At 71.2% G+C, this 20,070-nt stretch carries 15 protein-coding genes; 2 read left to right on the top strand and 13 right to left on the bottom strand.

The annotated features are described in order from the left end of the window. Positions 1-22: 22 nt before the first annotated feature. The gene (locus tag IEZ31_RS20585) at positions 23-829 is read right to left on the bottom strand and encodes an enoyl-CoA hydratase-related protein (protein WP_190251538.1); all 807 of its coding nucleotides are present in this window, start codon (positions 827-829) and stop codon (positions 23-25) included. Between the two features lie 238 nt (positions 830-1,067). On the opposite strand from IEZ31_RS20585, the gene IEZ31_RS20590 reads away from it, so the two are divergent. Beyond that, positions 1,068-2,213 carry an acyl-CoA dehydrogenase family protein gene (locus IEZ31_RS20590; RefSeq protein ID WP_190251539.1) on the top strand — a complete coding sequence of 382 codons (1,146 nt, stop codon included), beginning with the start codon at positions 1,068-1,070 and terminating at the stop codon, positions 2,211-2,213. Between the two features lie 30 nt (positions 2,214-2,243). Here IEZ31_RS20590 and IEZ31_RS20595 read toward each other — a convergent pair whose 3' ends face one another. The 6 genes from IEZ31_RS20595 to IEZ31_RS20620 all read right to left on the bottom strand — a co-directional run bounded on the left by IEZ31_RS20595 (position 2,244) and on the right by IEZ31_RS20620 (position 11,249). Next, positions 2,244-4,223: a PAS domain-containing sensor histidine kinase gene (locus tag IEZ31_RS20595; RefSeq protein WP_190251540.1), complete on the bottom strand. Its 1,980-nt coding sequence runs from the start codon at positions 4,221-4,223 to the stop codon at positions 2,244-2,246. Positions 4,224-4,297: 74 nt separating this feature from the next. Beyond that, positions 4,298-5,434, bottom strand: coding sequence for a response regulator (locus tag IEZ31_RS20600; protein WP_190251541.1), 1,137 nt, complete (start codon positions 5,432-5,434; stop codon positions 4,298-4,300). Positions 5,435-5,498: 64 nt separating this feature from the next. After that, the gene (locus IEZ31_RS20605) at positions 5,499-7,769 is read right to left on the bottom strand and encodes a sensor histidine kinase (protein ID WP_190251542.1); all 2,271 of its coding nucleotides are present in this window, start codon (positions 7,767-7,769) and stop codon (positions 5,499-5,501) included. Beyond that, entirely contained in the window at positions 7,766-9,511 is a 1,746-nt protein-coding gene (locus IEZ31_RS20610; protein WP_190251543.1) for a S8 family serine peptidase, read from the bottom strand. Before IEZ31_RS20610 ends, IEZ31_RS20605 begins: the two co-directional genes overlap by 4 nt. 168 nt (positions 9,512-9,679) lie before the next feature. Further along, on the bottom strand, positions 9,680-10,063 hold the full coding sequence (locus IEZ31_RS20615) for a response regulator transcription factor (RefSeq protein WP_190251544.1): 384 nt from the start codon (positions 10,061-10,063) through the stop codon (positions 9,680-9,682). 34 nt (positions 10,064-10,097) lie between these two features. Continuing rightward, the gene (locus IEZ31_RS20620; RefSeq protein ID WP_190251545.1) at positions 10,098-11,249 is read right to left on the bottom strand and encodes an HDOD domain-containing protein; all 1,152 of its coding nucleotides are present in this window, start codon (positions 11,247-11,249) and stop codon (positions 10,098-10,100) included. Positions 11,250-11,663: 414 nt separating this feature from the next. On the opposite strand from IEZ31_RS20620, the gene IEZ31_RS20625 reads away from it, so the two are divergent. After that, the gene (locus tag IEZ31_RS20625; protein WP_190251546.1) at positions 11,664-12,857 is read left to right on the top strand and encodes a hypothetical protein; all 1,194 of its coding nucleotides are present in this window, start codon (positions 11,664-11,666) and stop codon (positions 12,855-12,857) included. Between the two features lie 38 nt (positions 12,858-12,895). On the opposite strand, the gene IEZ31_RS20630 is transcribed toward IEZ31_RS20625, so the two are convergent. From IEZ31_RS20630 to IEZ31_RS20655, 6 genes are all read right to left on the bottom strand, one after another. Beyond that, entirely contained in the window at positions 12,896-13,837 is a 942-nt protein-coding gene (locus IEZ31_RS20630) for a quinone oxidoreductase family protein (protein WP_190251547.1), read from the bottom strand. A gap of 163 nt (positions 13,838-14,000) precedes the next feature. After that, positions 14,001-14,891, bottom strand: coding sequence for an ROK family protein (locus tag IEZ31_RS20635; RefSeq protein ID WP_229835628.1), 891 nt, complete (start codon positions 14,889-14,891; stop codon positions 14,001-14,003). Next, on the bottom strand, positions 14,888-16,351 hold the full coding sequence (locus tag IEZ31_RS20640) for an argininosuccinate lyase (RefSeq protein WP_190251548.1): 1,464 nt from the start codon (positions 16,349-16,351) through the stop codon (positions 14,888-14,890). Before IEZ31_RS20640 ends, IEZ31_RS20635 begins: the two co-directional genes overlap by 4 nt. After that, the gene (locus IEZ31_RS20645) at positions 16,348-17,178 is read right to left on the bottom strand and encodes a creatininase family protein (protein WP_190251549.1); all 831 of its coding nucleotides are present in this window, start codon (positions 17,176-17,178) and stop codon (positions 16,348-16,350) included. The genes IEZ31_RS20640 and IEZ31_RS20645 overlap by 4 nt, the downstream gene beginning before the upstream one ends. After that, positions 17,166-18,917, bottom strand: a complete 1,752-nt coding sequence (locus IEZ31_RS20650; protein WP_190251550.1) for an ABC transporter permease — start codon at positions 18,915-18,917, stop codon at positions 17,166-17,168. Before IEZ31_RS20650 ends, IEZ31_RS20645 begins: the two co-directional genes overlap by 13 nt. Beyond that, on the bottom strand, positions 18,914-19,996 hold the full coding sequence (locus IEZ31_RS20655; protein ID WP_190251551.1) for an ABC transporter ATP-binding protein: 1,083 nt from the start codon (positions 19,994-19,996) through the stop codon (positions 18,914-18,916). The genes IEZ31_RS20650 and IEZ31_RS20655 overlap by 4 nt, the downstream gene beginning before the upstream one ends. Positions 19,997-20,070 lie beyond the last annotated feature (74 nt).

Here is a 20,070-nt window from a genome sequence, read left to right on the forward strand (position 1 = left end):
GCCGTCTCGTCGCCGGTGACCGTCAGGTCGCAGCATCACCGGGATCCCTGCTGATTCCGGGAAAGGCGGGGGCCCGTCGCTGCCGGAAGGCCGCGATCCCCTCGACGAAGTCGGTGCCGGCGAAGCTGCGCAGCATGAGCTCGTTGGAGCGCAGCAGCGCGTCGGCGAGCGTGAGGCCGTAGTGTTCGTACAGCTGAGCCTTCATCGTCGCCATCGAGCCCGGCGAAATGCCGGTCGCGAGACTCCGCGCGTAGTCCATCGCGACGGGGAGGAGTCGTTCCGCGGGGCATACACTGCTCACCAGGCCGATCTCACGCGCTTCCTTCGCCGTGACGACCCGGGACGAGATCAGGAGATCAAGCGCATTCCCGAGCCCGACATGCTTGGCCAGCAGCCAGGACAGCCCGTGCTCGGCGATCAGGCCGAGCCTGGAGAACGCCGTGGTGAACTTCGCGTCCTCGGCCGCGATCCGGACGTCACACATCAGGGCCTGCACCAGTCCGATGCCCGCGCAGGGGCCGTTCACCGCGGCGATGATCGGCTTCGGAACGGTCAGCGGGAAGGTCTGTGGGCGTCTGGCCGCCGTGTCCGTGGCGTCCGCCTGGGTGAGCGTCGTCAGCTCGTCCATGTCGGCGCCGGCGCAGAACCCGCGGCCGGCGCCGGTGACGATGACGGCGCGGACGTCGGCATCGGCCGCCAGGTCGGCGAGGTGATCGAAGTACAGGTCCTCCATCTGCGTCGTCCACGCGTTCAGCCGGTCGGGACGGTGCAACGTGAGGACGGCGACGGGACCGTCCAAGGTCAACTGGACCGGTGCGGTCGTGTTCATTCGTGCCCTCCGCGGACGACGTCACTGGCCGATCTCCAACGCTAGCCAAGGGCGCCGGGGTGGGGGTATCCGTGCATCAACGGATCCGGCGTACGTACGTGCCGGCCGGCGTCCTGTTCATCGGAACGGAGCCGTTGTCCGTCGGATGGCCGTCGGCGAGGATCGCGGGACGAGCGGACCCGGCGGGCCGTCGCGTCCTGCCCTTCTCCACCTGGTCGATGCATGGAATGGAACCGTGATGAGACGTTCGATCTACGGCCCGGACCACGAACTCTTCCGTGAGTCGGTGCGCTCGTTCCTCGACCGCCACGTTCGGCCCCACCACGATCGGTTCATCGAGCAGGGCTCGATCGACCGGGGGGTCTGGCTGGAGGCCGGCAAGCAAGGGTTCCTCGGTCTGGGGGTGCCCACCGAGTACGGCGGGGTGGACGCCGGCGACTACCGGTTCAATGCCGTCCTGGTCGAGGAACTGTCACACGTCAGTGTCGCGCTCGCCTCGTGCCTCGGCATTCACGTGGACTGCGTCACGCCGTATCTCGTGGACCTCGCAACCGAAGAGCAGAAGCGGCGATGGCTGCCCCGCTTCTGCGCCGGCGAGCTGGTGACGGCGATAGCGATGACCGAGCCGTCCGGCGGCTCCGATCTCGCGGCGCTGCGCACGACGGCGGCCAGAAGAGGCTCGACGTGGGTGATCAACGGGTCGAAGACCTTCATCACCAACGGGGCGAGCGCCGACCTCGTCGTCGCCGCCGTCCGCACCGGGCCGGGCAGTGGCTCGAAGGGCATTTCGCTGTTCGCGATCGGGACGGACGTCCCCGGCGTGCACCGCGGCCGGAAGCTGGACAAGGTCGGGCAGCCCGAGGCCGACACGGCCGAGCTGTTCTTCGACGACGTCGCCGTCTCCGATGCCGACCTGCTGGGCGAGGTCGGGCGCGGGTTCGAGTACATGATGGAGCGCCTTACCCAGGAGCGACTCAACTCGGCCATCTCCAATCTCGCCCACGCCGCGCAACTCCTCGCCGAGACGGTGTCGTACGCGAAGGACCGGACGGCCTTCGGACAGGCGATCGGATCGTTCCAGTACAACAAGTTCCTGCTCGCGGAGTTCTCGACAACAATCGATGTCACGCAAGCGTTCGTCGATCAGTGCACCCTCGCCCACGTCGACGGTCAGCTCGGCCCGACCGAGGCGGCGAAGGCGAAGTGGTGGACCGCCGAGGTCCAGAACAGGGTGCTCGACGGATGCGTGCAGTTGCACGGCGGATACGGCTTCATGCGCGAGTCGCGCATCGCTCGCGGCTGGACGGACGCCAGGGTGACCAAGATCTGGGCCGGATCAAATGAGATCATGAAGGAGCTCATCGGCCGAAGCCTCGGCCTGTAGGCCGGCTTCGCTCGCTGCCGGCCGACCGCATCACGGCGATTCCGGCCGGTTGCCGTCGATCGGCAGCCGCACGGTGAAGTCGGTGCCCTCGCCGAGGGTGGAGCGCACCTCGATCGTGCCGCCGTGGCCGTCGACGACCACCGCTCGCGCCAGCGGCAGCCCCTGGCCGGTGCCCTTGCCGACCTCCTTGGTGGTGAAGAACGGTTCGAAGATCCGCTGCTGGAGGTGCTCCGGGATACCGCAGCCGTTGTCCGCGATGCTGATGACTGCCATCGGACCATCCGGGCGGGTACTGATCCGGATCACCCCCCGCTCGTCCTTGCCGGCCATCGCGTCGGCCGCGTTGACCACCAGGTTCAGGAAGACCTGGTTGAGGTCACCGATGCGGCAGAGCACCTCCGGCAGCTCGCCGAGATCCAGCACCACGTCGGCGACGTACTTGACCTCGTTGCGGGCCACCGTCAGGGTCGTGGTCAACGCCTCGTTCAGGTTCGCATACGACCGATCTTTGGAGTCCTTGTAGGTGAACGACTTCATCGCCCGCACCAGCGACGCGACCCGCTCGATGCCCTCGAGGCTCTGGCTCACCGCCGCCGGCACCTCGGCGGTCAGATAGTCCACGTCGGCCTCGCGTTCGGCCTCCGCGGCGCGCTGACTGCGCTCCTCCCAGGAGATCTCGCCCTTGGGCAGGTCCAGGCAGTCCCGGTAGACCTGCAGCAGATCCAGCATCTCCTGGTAGGCCTCGGCCAGGAACCGGATGTTGTCGCCGACGAACTGGATCGGCGTGTTGATCTCATGTGCGATCCCCGCCGACAACTGCCCCAACGACTCCAGCCGCTGGCCGTGCCGGGCCTCGATCTCACGCCGCTGCCGCTCCCGCAGCTCCGTGATGTCGCGGAAGACCACGACCGTGCCGCCGATTCCGGGCCCGGTGTCCAACGGCGTCGAGGAGTACGAGATCGGGAAGACCGACCCGTCCTTGCGGGTGTAGACCTCGTCGTGACCCTGGATCGGCCGGCCCTCGCTCTGGGCCTGAAACATCGGGCATTGGGCGGCCGGGAACGGCGTGCCGTCGACGTGTTGAAAATGCACGACGTCGTGGAACTTCTTGCCGAGCAGCTCCGCTTCGGTCCATCCGAGCAGCTCCGAGGCGGCTCGGTTCAAGGAGGTCATCCGGCCTTGGTCGTCCAGGGTGTAGAGGCCGTCGGCCATGTTCTCCATCACGACGGAGCGGAACGCTTCGGCCTGCTTCCGTTCGGCGATGTCGATGGCGATGAGCCCGACGCCGATGACCTCGCCTTCGACCCGGACCGGGTAGTAGCTGGCGAGCCAGGAGCGGGCACGATCGGACCCAGCGGCGGCCGACCCCGTCACCTCCACACAACGGACGGCCTCACCGGCGTCCAGCACCCGGCGGTAGTACGGCCCGACCTGGGCCCACACCGCCGGCACGAGCTCGGCCACCGAACGACCGATCACCTGCGCCACCGGAAGGTCGACCATGGCGGCCAGCGAGTCGTTGGCCCGGACGAACCGGAACTCGTGGTCGACAAAACCGAGAGCGACCGGTGCCGCAGACTGGATCCTCTCGAGCAACGCGAGCGTCTCGGCGGTCTGCTGGTCCGAACGGCGCAGGCTCTCCTGCAACATGATCTGGTCGTCGATGTCGGTGGCGGTGCCGACCCACCAGATGATGCGGCCGTCGGGCCGGTAGACCGGCTGGCCCCGGATACAGTGCCAGCGGCGTTGGCCGTCGGCCCGATGGACCCGGCACGACAGCTCGAACGAAGACCCGGTTCGGCTCGCTTTCCGCCAAGCCGCGCGGACACGGCTGGCGTCGTCCGCTGCGAGCACCAGCTCCCAGCATCGGTCGAAGTCCGCGTCCGCGGGCAGCCCGGTGTACTCGAGCCCCCAGCGGTTGATGTACGTGGTCGATCCACCGGGTGTCACCACCCACATGATGTGCGGGATGGCGTCGGCGAAGAAGTACAGATCGTCCTCGTTCAGCACGAGGCCTGCGCGTGTCGCGCCGGTCCCGGCCGGAACGTCGCGCATTCCGAACATGGCGCACCTCGGCTTCGCAGCTACAGGTCGACGATGAGGATGGAGCTCTTCAGGCCGGTGGTCATCTCGTAGTTGCGCAGCCTGACGAGCAGCCGTTCGGTGATGATCTGTCCGCGGGACACGAGCAGCATCCCCTTGGCGCTGTACACGTCGTCGGCGAGCTCATGACCGATGGTGAGGTCGTCGATGCCGACTTCCCGTACCGCCTCGCGCGGCACCCGCATCCCGCCGGCTTCGGCGAGTGCGCGCACCAGGTCCGGCGTGAAGATCTTCCGCGCGGACAGGGTGGCGACCGCGAGATCCGGCGGCATGCCCCGCCAGACGAGTGCGTCGTACTCACGCACTGCCTGCAGGATCCAGGCTCCGGCGGGCGCGTCCGGACGCAACGGGGACATGGGACTGCGATCGGTCGGCATCTGGTGCCGGACAATCTCGCGAACCGCCTCCAGACGCGGGATTCGTGAGAGCACGTTGTCCGCCAGCTGGGGCAGCCGCGCCAGCATCTCCGCGTCGGCGGCATTGGCCGGGACACCGCCTTCCATGCGGGCGAGGGTCTCGGGAGGCAGCGTGATGGCACCGATCTCGCCCATCTGGGCCGCGATCTCGATCTGCCAGGCGTCCGGAACCTCGAGTCTTCGGCACAACCGCTGCGCGAGGCGCTGCAGCCGCCCGGCGCGGCTGAACAACGCCGGTTGTGCCATGCCCAGGGTGTCCATGAGCGCCTCCACGCAGCCCTTCAGCGTGGCCTCGAGGAGCTCCCGCTCGGCGCGTACCAGCCGGTTCTGCTCGGCGGCGGCGGCGACCGTCGCCTTGAGGTCCTCGGGGGGACACGGCTTGAGCATGAACCGGAACACGCTGCCGTGGTTGATCGCGTTGACGGCGCCGTGCACGTCGGCGTCTCCGGTCAACAGCACGCGGGTGGTGTCGGGTGAGATCTGCCGGGCTCGTTCCAGGACGTCCACGCCGGTCATCTGCGGCATCCGCAGGTCCGACACCACCACGGCGACCGGCGCCTGCTCGGCAGCGGCGAGCAGTTCGAGCGCTTCCTGCGGCTGTGTCGCGGTCAGCACGTCGTAGTCGACCCGCAGGTACCGTCGCAGGCCGTCGAGGACGTACGGCTCATCGTCCAGGCAGAGGACTCGGGGCCTCCCCTCCATCGGCGCCTCCTGTTCTCGCTGAACCGCGCCCCTGCCCTCCCCATCGGCTGGAACGGACCGATCCTTAGTCGCTGACGGCGGACCGCCCGTGGCCGGCGCGTCGCAGGGTGAGGGTGAAGCTGGAGCCCACGTTCAACGTCGAGCTCACCGTGACGTCGCCGCCCATGGCCCGGGCCAGCCGGCGAGAGATGAACAGTCCCAGCCCGGTGCCGCTGGTGCTCATGGTCATCGGATCCTCGACCCGGTGGAACTTCTCGAAGACCTTCTCCAGCTGGTCGCACGGAATGCCGCGCCCGCGATCGGACACGTCGACGTGCACGTGGTCGCCGTCGAGCCGCATGCGCACTCGAACGTCCTCGTCCTGCGGGGAGTACTTGAGGGCGTTGCCGATGAGGTTGCTGGCCACCTGGAGTGCCCGGTCGAAGTCACACTCCGCCGGCACAGGATGGTCGGGCAGCTCGATCGCGATCCGCGGCGTGTCGAGGTCGTTCACGACCTGCCGGACGACGCCCGCCAGGTCATGCGTGCCCGCCGACACGTGTGGTGTCAGATCGTCGTCGGCGTCGCCCATGCGTGAGGCGAGCAGCAGGTCCTCGACGAGCCGGGACATGTGCGCGGCCCGGTCGGCGATGAGCGCCAGGGCGTTCTGCCGCTTCTGCTCGGGGAGCCGGTCGCCGCGGGTGCGCAGCAGGTGGAGGTAGCCGAGGATCGGGGTCAGCGGGGTGCGCAGCTCGTGCGACACCGTTGCGATGAAGTCGGACTTGAGCCGCTCGGTGCGGTGTTCGCGGGTCATGTCCCGCACCACCACCACGTCACGCACGAGCGTCGCGCCGCTGAAGATGGCCGAGTGGGCCAGTCGGAGCCGGCGTAGCTCACCGTCGGGCCGGCGTATGGCCACCTCGACCGTCGCCCGCGGGTGGCCGGCCGTGACGGGCAGCAGCCGGCTGCGCTCGTCGGGATCGGGCACGTCGAGCAGGTCGACCAATCGGCGCCCACCCGCTGCGGCGGTGGTCACGCTGGTGAGTTCGGCGATCGCGCGGCTCCACATCTGGACCCGGCCGTCACCGTCGACCATGAAGATGCCCTCGGTGGACTGCTCGACGACCGCGTGCAGCTTGCTCGTCTCCTCGATCAGCCGGTCCAGGTGCTCGCTGCCGCGCATGGCCGCGGCGAGCGCGTTGGCGAGCGGCGCGAGCACCGTGACGTCGCGGGTGGACAGCTTGGCGCGCCGTCCGCGATGCGCCAGTCCGACGACGCCGAAGCGGCGGTCACCGGCCTCCAGCGGAACGATCAGCAACTGGCGGATGTCGGGCGGGAGATCCTGCGTGACGAAGGTCGGGGTGTCGGTGTGCCGCGCGGCAACCAGATACGGCGGGACCGGTCCGACGGACAGCTCGCCGGGTGTTTCGGCATCGGCGGTCACCGTGATGCCGGCACGATCCAGGACCATCATCGCGAGGTCGACGTCGAAGGCGTCCCGGACGAGGTGGAGGAAGCGCCGTTCGAGGTCGTCGCGCTCGGCGAGGGCGTGGGAGAGCTTGAGCAGGCAGGCGGAGCGAGCGCGCTCGTCCGCCTCCTGCGCCGCGGTGCGGTACGCATAGGTGACAGCGAGCGCGGGCATCGCCATCAACGGCAGCAGCACCGGCGCGTGCAGGCCGATCTCGGCGGTGGTCAGGCCCGTGGCCAGTGTCCCGGCGGCCATGTACGCGGACAGGCGGGCCTCGGATCGGAGGATGCTCCAGCGCGAGTCGCCGGTCACGATGCTCAGGATCGCCGCCATGCAGACGAGGTTGACGGTGGTGAACGCGACGCTGCCCAGCAGCACGCCGGCCACCACGCGCGCGTCGAGCGTGCCGGGAGTGCCGCCCACCGCATGGACCACCACGATCAGCGCCGACACCGCCGCCGTGAAGTTGCCCAGGTTGAACAGTATCTTCACGAGTGGCCGCCGCTGCACGGCGAGGGCGACGGCCAGTCCGAGCACCGCGGCGAGCAGCGCCTGACGCGGCGGCAGCAGCAGCACGTCGATGATGAGCGCGGCCTCGTAGAGGCTGAGGGCCTCGACCGCATCGCCGTGGCGCAGCCGGACCACCGTGATCTCGGCCAGGAACGTCAGGACGATCAGCGCCGGCAGCAGCCACGCGTCAGGGATCGCGACGCCGCGCAGGACGCTGTCGCGGTGCGGGAACAGCAGCACCACGGCGACGGCCAGGAAACCGCCCAGCAGGCACAGCTGGGTGACGAGGCGGACCACGGGGTCGCCCAGCGACGTGCGAACGCGGCCGGCCGCCCGGGTGTCACCCGGGCGGCCGGCTTCCGATGCGCTCGCGGTCATGGCTGGAGCAGCCACGACCACGATCGCGCGCTCCATTGGCCGGCCGCCCAGGACCGGGCCGCCCACGAACGGGCCGCCCAGTCGGACTCCGCCCAGGACCGCGCGGCCCAGGACCGGGCCGCCCAGTCGGCACCGGCCCAGGATCGGGCCGTCCACGCACCGGAGGCCCAGGACCGGGCCGCCCACGAACGCGCCGCCCAGGACCGGGCCGCCCACTGCGCACCGGCGCCCGCCCACGAACGAGCTGTCCAGGACCGGGCCGCCCACTCGCGGGCTGCGGGGTCGAGCTGCGCCCAGGAGCGCGCCGCCCAGTCGCGTGAGGCCGCGCTCAGCCTGCTCCATGCCGTTGTCGCGGCGGCGCTGTCGCGTTCGAGGATCGCCTTCTCCAGCGCGGCCCAGCCGCTCGCGTCCCGAACGATCGCGTCGGTGTCCCGGTCGTACTGCACCTCCGACTTGGTTGCCCGCCAGGCGGGCGCCGCGGCGAGCACCTTCGCGGCATCCAGACCGCCCGCACCGGCGCCGGCCGCCCGGGTCAGGCCCGGCGCCGCGTACGCGGTGCCGGTCAGGAGGTTCTTCACCGAATCCGGCCGCAGCTTGGGCTGTACCGCGATCGCGGCGGCCACCACCCCGGCGGTGACCGCGGTCGCCATCGAGGTGCCCGAGCCGCGGAAGTAGCCGTTGCCGACCCGCGCCTGCGGGCTGGACGTGTCCGCCACGCTGCCCGGTGAGCGCAGACTCACCACCTGCCCGCCCGGTGCGACGAGATCCGGCTTGGCGTCCGCCTGCCAGGTGGGGCCACGGCCCGACCACGAACCGACCACGTCGTCGGTGCGCTTCGCGGTGCCCGACTCGTTCAGGCCACCCGCGGTGAGCAGCACCGGGTCGTTGCCGGGCGACGTCACCGTGCCGGCGTTCGGTCCGTCGTTGCCCGACGGCACCACCACCGTGACCCCGCGCCGCCAGAGTGCCTCCAGACCCTGGGTCAGGGGGTCGATCTGGTACGGCAGCGGGCTGTACGACGACAGCGACAGATTGAGCACCTGTACCTCGTGAGCGCGCTCACTGACCCATTGCAGGCCGCGCAGCACGGTGATGAGGTCGGTGCGGCCCTGCGCATCGGCGACCTTCACGTCGATGAGCTTCGCCGCGGGCGCCACGCCCCGGTAGGCACCGCCGGACGCGGCACCCGATCCGGCGATCAGGCCGGCCATGAACGTGCCGTGGCCGAAGCCGTCACCGCCGCCGGTACCGGTCACGTCAACCCGGCTCTTCACCTTCCCGGACAGATCCGGCACATTCGCGATGCCGGTGTCCACCACCGCGACGGTGACGCCGGAGCCCTCGTTGCCGTTCTCGGCCAGGCCGAGCGTTTTGCGCACGGTCGAGACCGTGGTGCCGGTCGCGGTCGCGGTGACGGAGGCAACTCGCAACCCACGCTGTGGCGCCACGGCCCAGTCCCGGCTCAGCGTGGCATCCGGCGGCAGCTTCGCCGCGACGCCATCCACCACGGGCAGGGACGCAAGGGCGCGTCCGCCGGCGACCGAAACGGCCGCCGCCGCGCCGTCCGCGCTCCGACCGGTCACCACGACGTCGCGCCACGCGTTGTGGGACCCGTCCGCGGCCGCGGCCGAGGCCGGCAGCATGGCGGCTACGAGCGCCGAGGCGGCGACGGTCCCCAGTACCGCCCGTCGCCGGCGCGACGGTGTGCTCGTTGCCGTCACGACCGCCGAGTCCAGTGCCATCCTTGGGACTCACCTTCCGTCCGATGCGAACCCGCTGCGGGGAGTTTCACCAACACAAGCCGTAGTCAATCAATTACTGATAGCGCATAGGAATGGTCTGGTACCGCTGAGCCGCCACGCAAGTGATCAGCCGATTAGCACCCGTTTCGCCACCGCTCGCGCCGCTGCTCACACCTCGCCGGCTACCGGCCCCTCGTGCAACAGCCGATACAGCAGGTCGAGCACATCGTCGGGAACGAACGGCTTGGCCACGTAGTAGTCGGCGCCGTCCACCCAGGCCCGCGCGGCGGACTCCCGATCCGCGGCGGCGGTCAGCATGATCACCGGCACCGGTTCGCCATCGTGACAGCGGATGCGGCGAAGCACCCCGTAGCCGTCCAGGCCCGGCATCATGATGTCGAGCACGACGCAGTCCGGCCGCAACGCCTCAAACGCACTCACTGCGGCCAGCCCATCCGCCGCCACACGGACCTCGTGCCCCTCCAGCTCCAGCACATCGGTCAGCAACTGCCGGATGGCCGGCTCATCGTCGACAACCAGGATCTGCGCCATCACGTCCTCCTCCCGCTTCTGGTGCGGCCGCGGTTCACCGCACGAACGACTGTCCAGCCTGTGCCGACGCCTCCTCGGCGGCCCTGCGCCAATCGGTGGGCGTCGCTGTCAGCTGAGGATGTGCCAGAAACTCAGCCAACTCGTCGTCATGCGTGCCGAGGCCCGGGTCCCGGGCATCGGTCTGCTGGATGAGCAGGTGCGCGGCCCGGACCGCCGCCGCGACGCCCAAGCCGGACGACGGCGGACGCTGCCGGAGATCGCGCTCAGCCACGGCCGCGACGATCGGGTACGGAAGGCCCCACAGGTGCAACAGCTCGACACCCACCTCCCGGTGCGTCGGGCCGTCAGCGCACCGCCGGTCGGCGAGACAGACCAACCAGCCGATGTCCTGCAGCAACGCCGCGGCCTGCGCATAGGGTCGGTTCGCCGGCGTGGCCATCAGGCCGGCGAGCCGGGCGGCGGCCATGGCATGCCGCCAGACCACGTCCAGGTCCCGCTCGGCGGCGGTGCCCCACCGCTCGGAGGAGCACACCAGATGACCGGCGCCGACCAGCGCCTGGACGGTCGGCAGTCCCAGAGCGTTGATGGCGCTCTCGGCGGAGGTCACCCGGGCGCGGGCGCCGAAGAACACGGAGTTCGACAACTGCAGCAGCTTGGCGGTGAACCCGATGTCGCGCGAAGCGGCCGACGCAGCGTCCGCGAGTTCGACGTCGGCCGCCCCCAACACCGCGGTGAGCTCGTCCACGTGCGCGGGAAGGGTTGGCAGCGAACGAACCGCGCCCGCGATGCGGCGCACCGCAATCCCGTGCGCGGCCGACGTCCTGTGCGTCAGCTGCTCGATGACGGCGACGACGCTTCCCGCATCGGACGGCTTGGTGAGGAAGCGATGACCGGCCACCGCCACCCTGATCGCCGCCTCCTGCTCGGTGTGGCCGGACAGGACCATCCTGGCCACCTCGGGATGCCGTTCGCTGACATGGGTGAGCAGCTCCGCACCGTCCATGCCGGGCATCCGCATGTCTGACACGACGACGTCGTACGGCGACTCCGCCAACAGCTCGAGCGCCTGGTCGCCGCTCGTCGCGAACACCATGTCCCATTCGCTGCGCTTGCCGCGCAGTGATCGCCGGAGTCCGTCGAGAATCCGCGGCTCGTCGTCGACGAAGAGAATCCGTGCCTTGGTCATGCCGAACCCGGCGCTCCCGCGAACGGTGACGGCACCGTCCCCGGGTCTCGGGACGCATCCGGCACCCCCACGGAGGTAGCGGCCCCGATGGCACGCGCCCCGACGTTCCATGTCCTCGAATCCCTGTTCACTTCCCCCACATCGGTCCGCGAGGGGTCGAGTTGAGCGACTGCCGATACCCGAACCGCGCGAGTCACTCTCGCAACACCCGGCGCACCGCGGGCGTTCGCAGGGCGACGGTGCGCCGCGCGGTGTCGATCCGACCCGCCATCGATAGATAATTCGTATTATCACCTTGACTCCCGGGAGTCGCAGCGGCAAAACTCGGCCACCGGCGCCGCTACGGCTTGCCCGTGGCCGGCGTCACGATGCGCCTATGCGCGGTCCGCCGACCCGCAAGCCTGGGAGTCCACAATGGTCAATCACCCCGTTCCAGCAGCAGCGCTCAGTCGCCGGGCGCTGCTGTCCGCCGCAGCCAGCGCCGCCGCCCTCGCCGCACTGCCCTCCCGCGCCTCCGCCGAGGTCGTGGCGAACGGCCTGCCCCTCCTCGCGCCGCTGCCGCCGGGTGCACCGGACCGCACCCTGTTCGCCCCGGTCGAACAGCGGTTCGCGAGCTACCTGGCGACCCTGCCGGCGATGGTCAACGACATCGAGGGCACCGACCCCGCCACGTACGGCTTCATGCGCGGCGGCTGGTGGCGTGAGCCGGCGTCCTGGTTCAACGCCCGCGTGCAGGAGCACGTCTTCACCCTGAGCTGGTTCCACGCCAACGATCGCCCCTGGAATCCCTACCGTGGGGACGCCGCGCTGGCCCGCCGGCTCGACGCCGCGCTGCAGCACTACCTGAGCCTGCAACACTCCGACGGCGCGTGGCCGGAGTACAGCCGCACCGAGCACTCGCTCGCGGCGACCGGATTCGGCCTGGGCTATCTCGCCAAGACGCTGGAGAACCTGCGCCGCGCGGACGCCCTGCCGCAGCGCCGGGCGGCGATCGAGCAGGCGCTGCGGCGCGGAATGCAGTGGCTGCTCGACCCGGAGAACGGGATCTGGCGCACACCGATCGAGTGGACCAATCAGGTGGCCGCCGGCCTCGCCGGATCCACGGTCGCGCTGCAGCTCACGCCCGACGCGAACCTGCAGGGCCGGCTGCTGGAGCGCATCGAGTACTTCGCCGAACACGGCCAGAGCCCGGCCGGCTTCTTCTACGACCCGCTCGGCTGCGACATCAACTACAACTTCGAGGTGATGCTTCCCGAGATCGCCGAGATCTACCTGCGCACCGGCAGCCGCACCATCCTGTCGATGGCGCGGCGGTTCACCGACTGGTTCAGCTACAACCTGCTGCGCGAGCCGGACGGCTCGGGCTTTCTGACCTACTACGCGGTGTCGGCCCGCACCAGCGTCGCGTACTACGACGACGTCGTGCCGGACCCGGACCGGACCAACCTCGGCTCGATGTTCGTGCCGGCGATCCCGAACCTGGGCGCGTTCTTCACCTCGCGGGAGGACCGCGCCGCGAGCCGCGCCGCCTGGGCGGCCGAGCCGGGACCGGCGCCGAAGCTCGCGAAGCACGACGGCCGGTTCGAGGTTCGCATCCTCCTGTCCTGAGCGGATGGGGCTCGTCCGAGGCGCGGTTACCGGAGGCGCTACGGTGCCAGGACCAGCTTGGCGCGAGCGCCGTGCTGCTCCTGTTCCCAGGCGCTCGCGACGTCGGCCAGCGGCAACCGGATCACGTCGACGGCGATCTCGCCGCGGGCCGCGCGCTCGGTGAGGCTCCGGTATGCGTCGCGCCGTGCCTGCAGCGGGACGCGGAAGACCACGAACCCGAGGATCTCCAGTTCGGCGGAGCGGACCAGCGTCGCGGGAAGGTCGATCGTGGGATCGGCGGAGGCGCCGATCTGGACGAGCCGTGCTCCGCGGCTGGCGGCCTGCATGGCCGCCAGGCCCGGTTCGCCCCACAGCGGGTCGATGATGACGTCGATCCCGTGCTCGCCGGCCGCCTGCCGGAAGGCGGCCGGCAGGTCGGCGCCGGGGGCGAGGACCACGGTGGCGTCCGCGCCGTGCTGCCGTGCCACCTTCAGGCGCTCCGGGTCGCGCGCGGCGGCGATCACGTGGGAGGCGCCCAGCGCCTTGGCGGCTTGGACCGCGACGGATCCCACCGCTCCGGTCGCGCCGAGGACGAGCACCGATTCGCCCGGCTGGAGCCTGGCGCGCCAGCTCAGGGCGAGCCAGGCGGCCAGGCCGGTGTTGCCCAGCGCGGCCGCCGTGGCGTCGTCGACGCCGGCGGCCACGTCGAGCAGGTCCGTCTCGGGTACCAGCGTTCGCTGGGCCCAGGACCCGAACGGCGCCACCGGAGCGTCGAAGTAGACGCGACGGCCGTGGGCCGTCCGGCCGACTCCGTCGGACCCGGCCACGGATGGCACCGGAGGCGGCCCGGTGTAGAACGAGCCGGAGGCCTTGGCCAGGTCCAGCTGGTTCACGCCGGCGGCTGCCACGTCCACCACGACCTGACCCTCGCCGGGTTCGGGCTCGGCGAAGTCCCCGTAACGCGGCGGGACACCCACGTCGTCGAGTACCGCGGCCTTCATGCTCCCACCGTAGTTCGGCCGCGGGCGACCGGCAGGCGGAGCGACGGGTGAGACCGAGGCTGCGGCCGGGGACTGGCCGGCAAACAGCTCATGCGGGTGACTGACAGCGGGACCGCCCCGGGCCGTTCCGCACGGTCCGGGGCGGTCCTGGTCGCGGGAGCGGTCAGGCCTGCGCCGCGAGCGTGAGCGAGCCGAGCAGCGCGGCGTCCTGCGCGAAGTCGGACAGCACCAACTCGGGCGGGTACGGCAGCGCGCGGGAGAGCCGGTCGAGCAGCAGCTCGCGGACCAGGTCGTCGCGGGCGACACCGCCGACGAGCACGATGCGCTGCGGGTCGAGCAGCAGGCAGCACGTGACGACGTGGCGGGCCAGCTCGTCGACCCGGGCGACGAGCGCGTCGCGGACCGGACCGGGCGGGGCCGCGGCCGCGCAGAGCCCGGCCGCGCCGCCGGGCAGAGCGAGCCGATCGGCCAGCTCGTCCAGGGCCCGCCCGGAGAAGTCGGCCTCGAGCAGCGGTTCCGGCGACGCCGGCCAGTCGGGGCCGGTGACGGCGTACGCGATCTCACCGGCCGCGCCGCGGTACCCGGGCACGACGGCACCGTTGACCGTGACGGCCGTGGCGACACCGGTGCCCAGCCCGATCACCAGGCCGGGGTCGGCGTCCCGCAGCGCTCCGCGGTGCAGTTCGGCGAGGGCGGCGGCGTTGAGGTCGTTGGCGACCTGCACGCGGGACACGCCCAGGTGATCGCGGACGGCCTCGGCCAGGCGCAGGCTCTCCCAGCCCGGCACGTTCGGCGCGAGGTCGATGCCGTCCTCGCGGATCACGCCCGGCGAGGCGACCCCGACCGCGTGCAGGGTGCCCCCGGTGTCGGTGACGAGCTTCTGCGCCAGGTCGAGGGCGCGGTCGAGCGCCTGCCGCGCGCCGCGGGCGGCGAGGGTCGGCAGTCGCTCCGAGACGAGCAGGCGTCCGTCGGCGTCGCCGATCCCGATCGCCATCTTCGTGCCGCCGAAGTCGATGCCCAACAACCGCCGGTCGGTGGGGGCCTCGAGGTTCACTGTGCGGCCCTTTCCGCGACCGCGGTAGCGAGCTCCGCGTCGGCGTCACGCAGCCGTTGCCGCAGCTCGCCGACCCCGGCCAGCGTCGCTTCCAGGGACGAGCGGAGCCGGGTCACCTGCGCCCGCACGGCGGCCTCGCCCGGGCCGTCCGGCTGGGCGCGGCGCAGGACCAGTTCGGGGCGCAACGCGGCGGCGAGGAGGTCGCGCACGGCGGCGTCATCGAGCGAGTCGACGCCGGCAATGGTGCGGGCCGCCTCCCGTACGTCGGCGTCGGTCCAGGTCGCGGGCGGCCCGGAACGGACGAGGTGGCCGACGACCGAGTGGGCGGCCCGGAACGGCAGGCCGTGACGGGTCAGCGCGTCGGCCGCGGCGGTCGTGGTCGCGCCGGTCGCGACGATCGCCTCACCGCTCGGCGTCCGCAGCGGCTCCAGCCGCTCGAACAGGCCGCCGAGCAGGGCGAAGAACCGGTACGCGCGGTCGTTGCTCTCCCACAGCCGCACCTGCACGTCGGTGGTGGCGTTGTTGGAGTCCTCCCACCACGCCGCACCGACGTTGTTGTACACGGACGCGGCGTCGGCCGCCGTCGCACCCGCCATCGAGACCAGGTGCTCCAGCACGACCGGGTTGCGCTTCTGCGGCATGATGCTGCTGCCCTGCGTGAACTCCTCGGGGGTGCGCACCCATTCCCAGGTCAGCCAGTCCATGAGGGTGCGGGCCACGCGCGCCCCGGTCGCGAGCGCCTGCGCGTTGAGCGCGGCCGTCCGCATGAGGTGGTCGGCACCGACGACCGCCTCGTACGAGTTGACCACCACCTCGTCGAAGCCGAGCAGGGCGGCCACGCGGTGGGAGTCGATCGCCAGGTCCGTGCCCGCGAAGGCGCACGAGCCGAGCGGCGACCGGTTCATCTCGGCGAGCAGGCCGGCGTAGGCGGCGGCCTGGCCCGCCAGCGCCTCGGCGTACCCGGCGAGCACGTGCCCGATGCTCGTCGGCTGGGCGGGGCGGCGGTGGGTGTAGCCGACCACGACGACGTCGGCGTACCGGTCGGCGCGGTCCAGCAGCACCGCGCCCGCGTCGCCGAGCGCGGCGAGCACGCCGAGCAGCTGGTCGCGCAGCACCATCCGGAACACGCCCGCGTCCAGGTCGTTGCGGCTGCGGGCGAGCTGAACGCTGAGCTGCCCGGTCGGGATGCCGCATGCCTCGGCGAGCCGCTTCTCCAGCGTGTAGTACACGTCCTCGACCGAGCCGTCGTAGTCGAACGTCTCGGGCCGGTCCTTCCGGAGCGTGACCAGCCCGCGCAGCATCTGCGCCGCCGCCTCGGCGGGCACGAGCTTCTGTTCGGCCAGCATCACCACGTGCGCCTCGCTGGCCTTGACCATCGGCCCGTAGAGGTGAGCGGCATGGTGTTCGAACACGACGCGGAGGTGGTGCTGCTGGTAGGTGGTCAACGTCGGGTGCGTCATGCGTTCCCCTCGTGTGGTTGTGGTGCCGGATCCGCGCCGGGCGGGCCGGGCAGCGGCGCTGCGACCCAGGCCCGCGCGACTTCACCGAGCCGGGCGGCGGCCAGCTCGCGCACCCGCCGGCCGACCGTCTCGGTGGCCAGTGAGACGTGGCCGGACCAGCCCTGCCACGGCTCGGGTCGCGACTCGACCAGGACATACGGATAGGTTGTCGGCAGCTTCGGCCGGGGCGGCAGGTCGGGTGCGACGCCCAGGTGCACCGCCTCCGCGTCGAAACCGAGCACCGCCGACGTCTCGTAGGCGCCGCCGTGGCCGCGGGAGGGCAGCTCGCCGAACAGCTCGGTCGTCTCGCGGGCATCGACGAGCTGGAACCAGTTGACCAGCATCAGGCTCGCCCGCTGCCGGCCGGACACCCACTCCATCGCCGCCCTCACCGTGGACATGTTGGCGTCGTGCCCGTTGACCACGAGCACCCGCGGGAAGCCCGCGGCGACGATGCCGTCGAGCACGTCGCACAGGTATCCGACGGCGACCTCGGGCCGCACGGCGACGGTTCCTGGCCACGGCCGCGTCTGTCCCGGGCACGCCGCGTACGGGACGGCCGGGAACGACACGGCCCGCAGCCCGGCGCCCTCCACCTCGCGCGCGAACCCCTCGGCCAGGATCAGGTCGGTGCCGAACGGCAGGTGCGGGCCGTGCCACTCGACCGCGCCGACGGGCAGGACCGCGAAGTCGGCCGCCGCGGCGACGCGCGCCAGTTCGTGCCCGGGCAGCCGGCTCACCGGGAGCAGCCCGCCGTCCGCCTGCCAGGCCTCGATCAGGTCGTCCATTGCTCCGCCTGTCGTGACGCGCCCCGGCCGCCGTTCTCCAGCCGCCCCGAGAACCACATCACCACGAAGATCAGCAGGACCTGCAGCATGCCGTACGCGGCGGCCGTGCCGATCTCGAAGGAGTACATCCGGTTGTTGATGGCCACCGAGATCGGGACGGTCGAGGAGGTGTAGATGAGCACCGAGGCGACGAACTCGCCCACGCCGTGCACGAACGCCAGCAGCGCGCCGACGATGACGCCCGGCAGCATGAGCCGCACCGTGACGCTGAGGAAGGCCCGCCACCACGACGCGCCGAGGTTGCGCGCGGCCTCCTCCAGCGACGGGTCGATCAGCGCCAAGGACGCGGAGCTGGCCCGGAACACCAGCGGCAGGAACCGCACGAAGTACGCCAGCGGCAGGATCCAGAACGTGCCGATCAGCGCCTGCCCGAGGCTGAACGCGTTGCCGGTGCTGAAGGCCGAGATCAGGTTGATCGCCACGACGGTGCCGGGCAGCGCCCATGCGATCATGACGCCAACGTCGAGCAGGCTCCGGCCGACGAACCGCAGCCGGCGCACCGCGTAGGCGATCAGGACGCCGATCGCGACGCACCCGGCGGTGGCGAGCAGGCTCATCTGCAGCGAGTTCAGGATCGGCTGGAACGCTCTGGGCTCGGACACGATCGTGACGAAGTTCTCGATGGTGTAGGCGGACGGGATGATCTCCGTCGTCCAGGACCCGTCCTCGGAGAACGCCACCAGCGCGATCGTCGCGACCGGGGCCAGCAGCACGATCGTCGCCAGCACCGAGGCCACCGGCGCGAGCCAGCGCCCGATCGGGTTGGCGATCTCCCGGCGGCGCGCGGAGATGCCCTTGGACTGCGACAGGTAGCTGCGCCGCCCCTCGTACCAGCGCATCAGCAGCAGGAAGGCGATCGACACCAGGCCGAGCGCCGAGGCGTACGTCGACGCCATCGGCAGGTCGCCGTTGGTGCGGCTGATGTAGATCTGCATCGTCATGGTCTGGTCGACGCCGAACAGCAGCGGCGCCGTGTAGGACGCCAGCGACGTCATGAAGACCAGCAGCGACGCGGACACCAGCGCGGGGGTCAGCATCGGCAGCAGCACCGTGCGCCACACCCGGACGCGTCCGGCGCCGAGGTTGTACGCGGCCTCCTCGACCGACGGGTCCAGCCCGGCCAGGGCGGCGGATGCCGCCAGGTAGAAGAAGGGGTACATGGTGAACGTGTGCACGACGAGCACCCCGGCGATGCCGTCGAACGGGAGCACCGGCTTGTCGGTGCCGAACAGGTGCTGCAGGCCCCGCGGCAGGATGCCGATCTCGCTGTACAGCAGCTGGAACGAGATCGCACCGATCAGCGGTGGCAGCGCGGCGGGCACCAGGATGAACGCCTCGATGAGGCGGCGGCCGGCGAACGAGAACCGCTTGAGCAGGAACGCCATCGCGACGCCGACGATGCCGCACAGCAGCACGCTGGCCGCCGAGATGATCAGCGACGTGAACAGCGAGGTCCGCGCGACGCCGGACGAGGTGAAGAACTGCGTGTAGTTGCTGACGCCGTCCTCGCTGACGCTCTCCACGAACGTGGCGAGCATCGGCTGCACGACGTAGCCCCAGAGGATCAGGGCGAGGGGTGCCACCAACAGGTACGGGAACCAGGCCGAGCTGGCGCCACCGGCCAGCCGCCGGGCCAGCACCGCCCGGCGGGACGGCACCGTGGACGATGCCGTGGTCACGGCCGGACCACCCACAGCCGGTCGGCGGACAGCCGCAGGCCGACCCGGTCGCCGACGTCGACGCGGTCGGGCACGTCGACGGCCGCGACGGTCACCTCGCCGCCATCCTCGGTGCCGATGTCGACCGTCAGGTGCGTGGCCATGCCGGTGAACTCGAGTGCGGTCACGCGTCCGCGGATCACGTCGGGGTCGTCAGGTCCGGCCAGCGCGATGTGCTCGGGCCGGGCGGAGACCAGTGCGGTGTCGCCGGCGCGCAGCCCGTGCCCGTCCGGTGCGCCGGCCGCGACGTGACCGCCGCCGGGCAGCGCCACCTCGACCCGCGTGGCGTCGGCGGTGGTGACCGGCAGCGACAGCACGTTGCTGCGGCCGATGAAGCGCGCGACGAACGCGTTGGCCGGCTGGTGGTACACCTCGCGCGGCGTGCCGATCTGCTGCACCCGGCCGGCCTGCATCACGGCGATGCGGTCCGACATGGCCATCGCCTCGGCCTGGTCGTGGGTCACGTAGATGGACGTGGTGCCGGCCTCGCGCTGGATGCGCCGGATCTCGGTGCGGGTCTCCTCCCGCAGCTTCGCGTCCAGGTTGGACAGCGGCTCGTCGAGCAGGAGCATGCGCGGGCGGATCACCAGCGCGCGGGCCAGCGCGACGCGCTGCTGCTGGCCGCCGGAGAGCTCGTCGATGCGTCGCGCACCGTAGCCGTCGAGGTGCACCTGGGCCAGCGCCTCCGCCACCCGCCGGCTCGTGTCGGCGCGGGACACCTTGCGCACCTTGAGCCCGTAGGCGACGTTCTGCGCCACGGTCATGTGCGGGAAGAGCGCGTAGTTCTGGAACACCATGCCGGTGTCGCGCTTGTTGGGAGCGAGCCGGGTGACGTCCTGCCCGCCGAAGCGGATGTGCCCCACGGTGGGGAAGTAGAACCCGGCCACCATGCGGAGCGTGGTCGTCTTGCCGCACCCGCTCGGCCCGAGGAGCGTGAAGAACTCCCCCGCGCCGATGGTGAGGGTCACGTCGTCGACCGCGGCGGCCTCAGCCGATCTGGCGAAGCGTTTGCTCACCGACTCCAACTCGACGTCGATCATCTTTCCCTCTCTGCACTGCCATCGGTGCCTGGACGGTCAGCCGGCACGGAGCATCCGGTGGGCCGGGCCGTCGC

This window comes from Dactylosporangium sucinum (genome assembly GCF_014647515.1).
GTDB lineage: Bacteria > Actinomycetota > Actinomycetes > Mycobacteriales > Micromonosporaceae > Dactylosporangium > Dactylosporangium sucinum.

Coding starts and splice junctions, on each gene's coding strand:
- IEZ31_RS20585 (WP_190251538.1), bottom strand. CDS start 829: ATGAACACGACCGCACCGGTCCAGTTGACCTTGGACGGTCCCGTCGCC.
- IEZ31_RS20590 (WP_190251539.1), top strand. CDS start 1,068: ATGAGACGTTCGATCTACGGCCCGGACCACGAACTCTTCCGTGAGTCG.
- IEZ31_RS20600 (WP_190251541.1), bottom strand. CDS start 5,434: ATGGAGGGGAGGCCCCGAGTCCTCTGCCTGGACGATGAGCCGTACGTC.
- IEZ31_RS20605 (WP_190251542.1), bottom strand. CDS start 7,769: ATGACCGCGAGCGCATCGGAAGCCGGCCGCCCGGGTGACACCCGGGCG.
- IEZ31_RS20610 (WP_190251543.1), bottom strand. CDS start 9,511: ATGGCACTGGACTCGGCGGTCGTGACGGCAACGAGCACACCGTCGCGC.
- IEZ31_RS20615 (WP_190251544.1), bottom strand. CDS start 10,063: ATGGCGCAGATCCTGGTTGTCGACGATGAGCCGGCCATCCGGCAGTTG.
- IEZ31_RS20620 (WP_190251545.1), bottom strand. CDS start 11,249: ATGACCAAGGCACGGATTCTCTTCGTCGACGACGAGCCGCGGATTCTC.
- IEZ31_RS20625 (WP_190251546.1), top strand. CDS start 11,664: ATGGTCAATCACCCCGTTCCAGCAGCAGCGCTCAGTCGCCGGGCGCTG.
- IEZ31_RS20630 (WP_190251547.1), bottom strand. CDS start 13,837: ATGAAGGCCGCGGTACTCGACGACGTGGGTGTCCCGCCGCGTTACGGG.
- IEZ31_RS20640 (WP_190251548.1), bottom strand. CDS start 16,351: ATGACGCACCCGACGTTGACCACCTACCAGCAGCACCACCTCCGCGTC.
- IEZ31_RS20645 (WP_190251549.1), bottom strand. CDS start 17,178: ATGGACGACCTGATCGAGGCCTGGCAGGCGGACGGCGGGCTGCTCCCG.
- IEZ31_RS20655 (WP_190251551.1), bottom strand. CDS start 19,996: ATGATCGACGTCGAGTTGGAGTCGGTGAGCAAACGCTTCGCCAGATCG.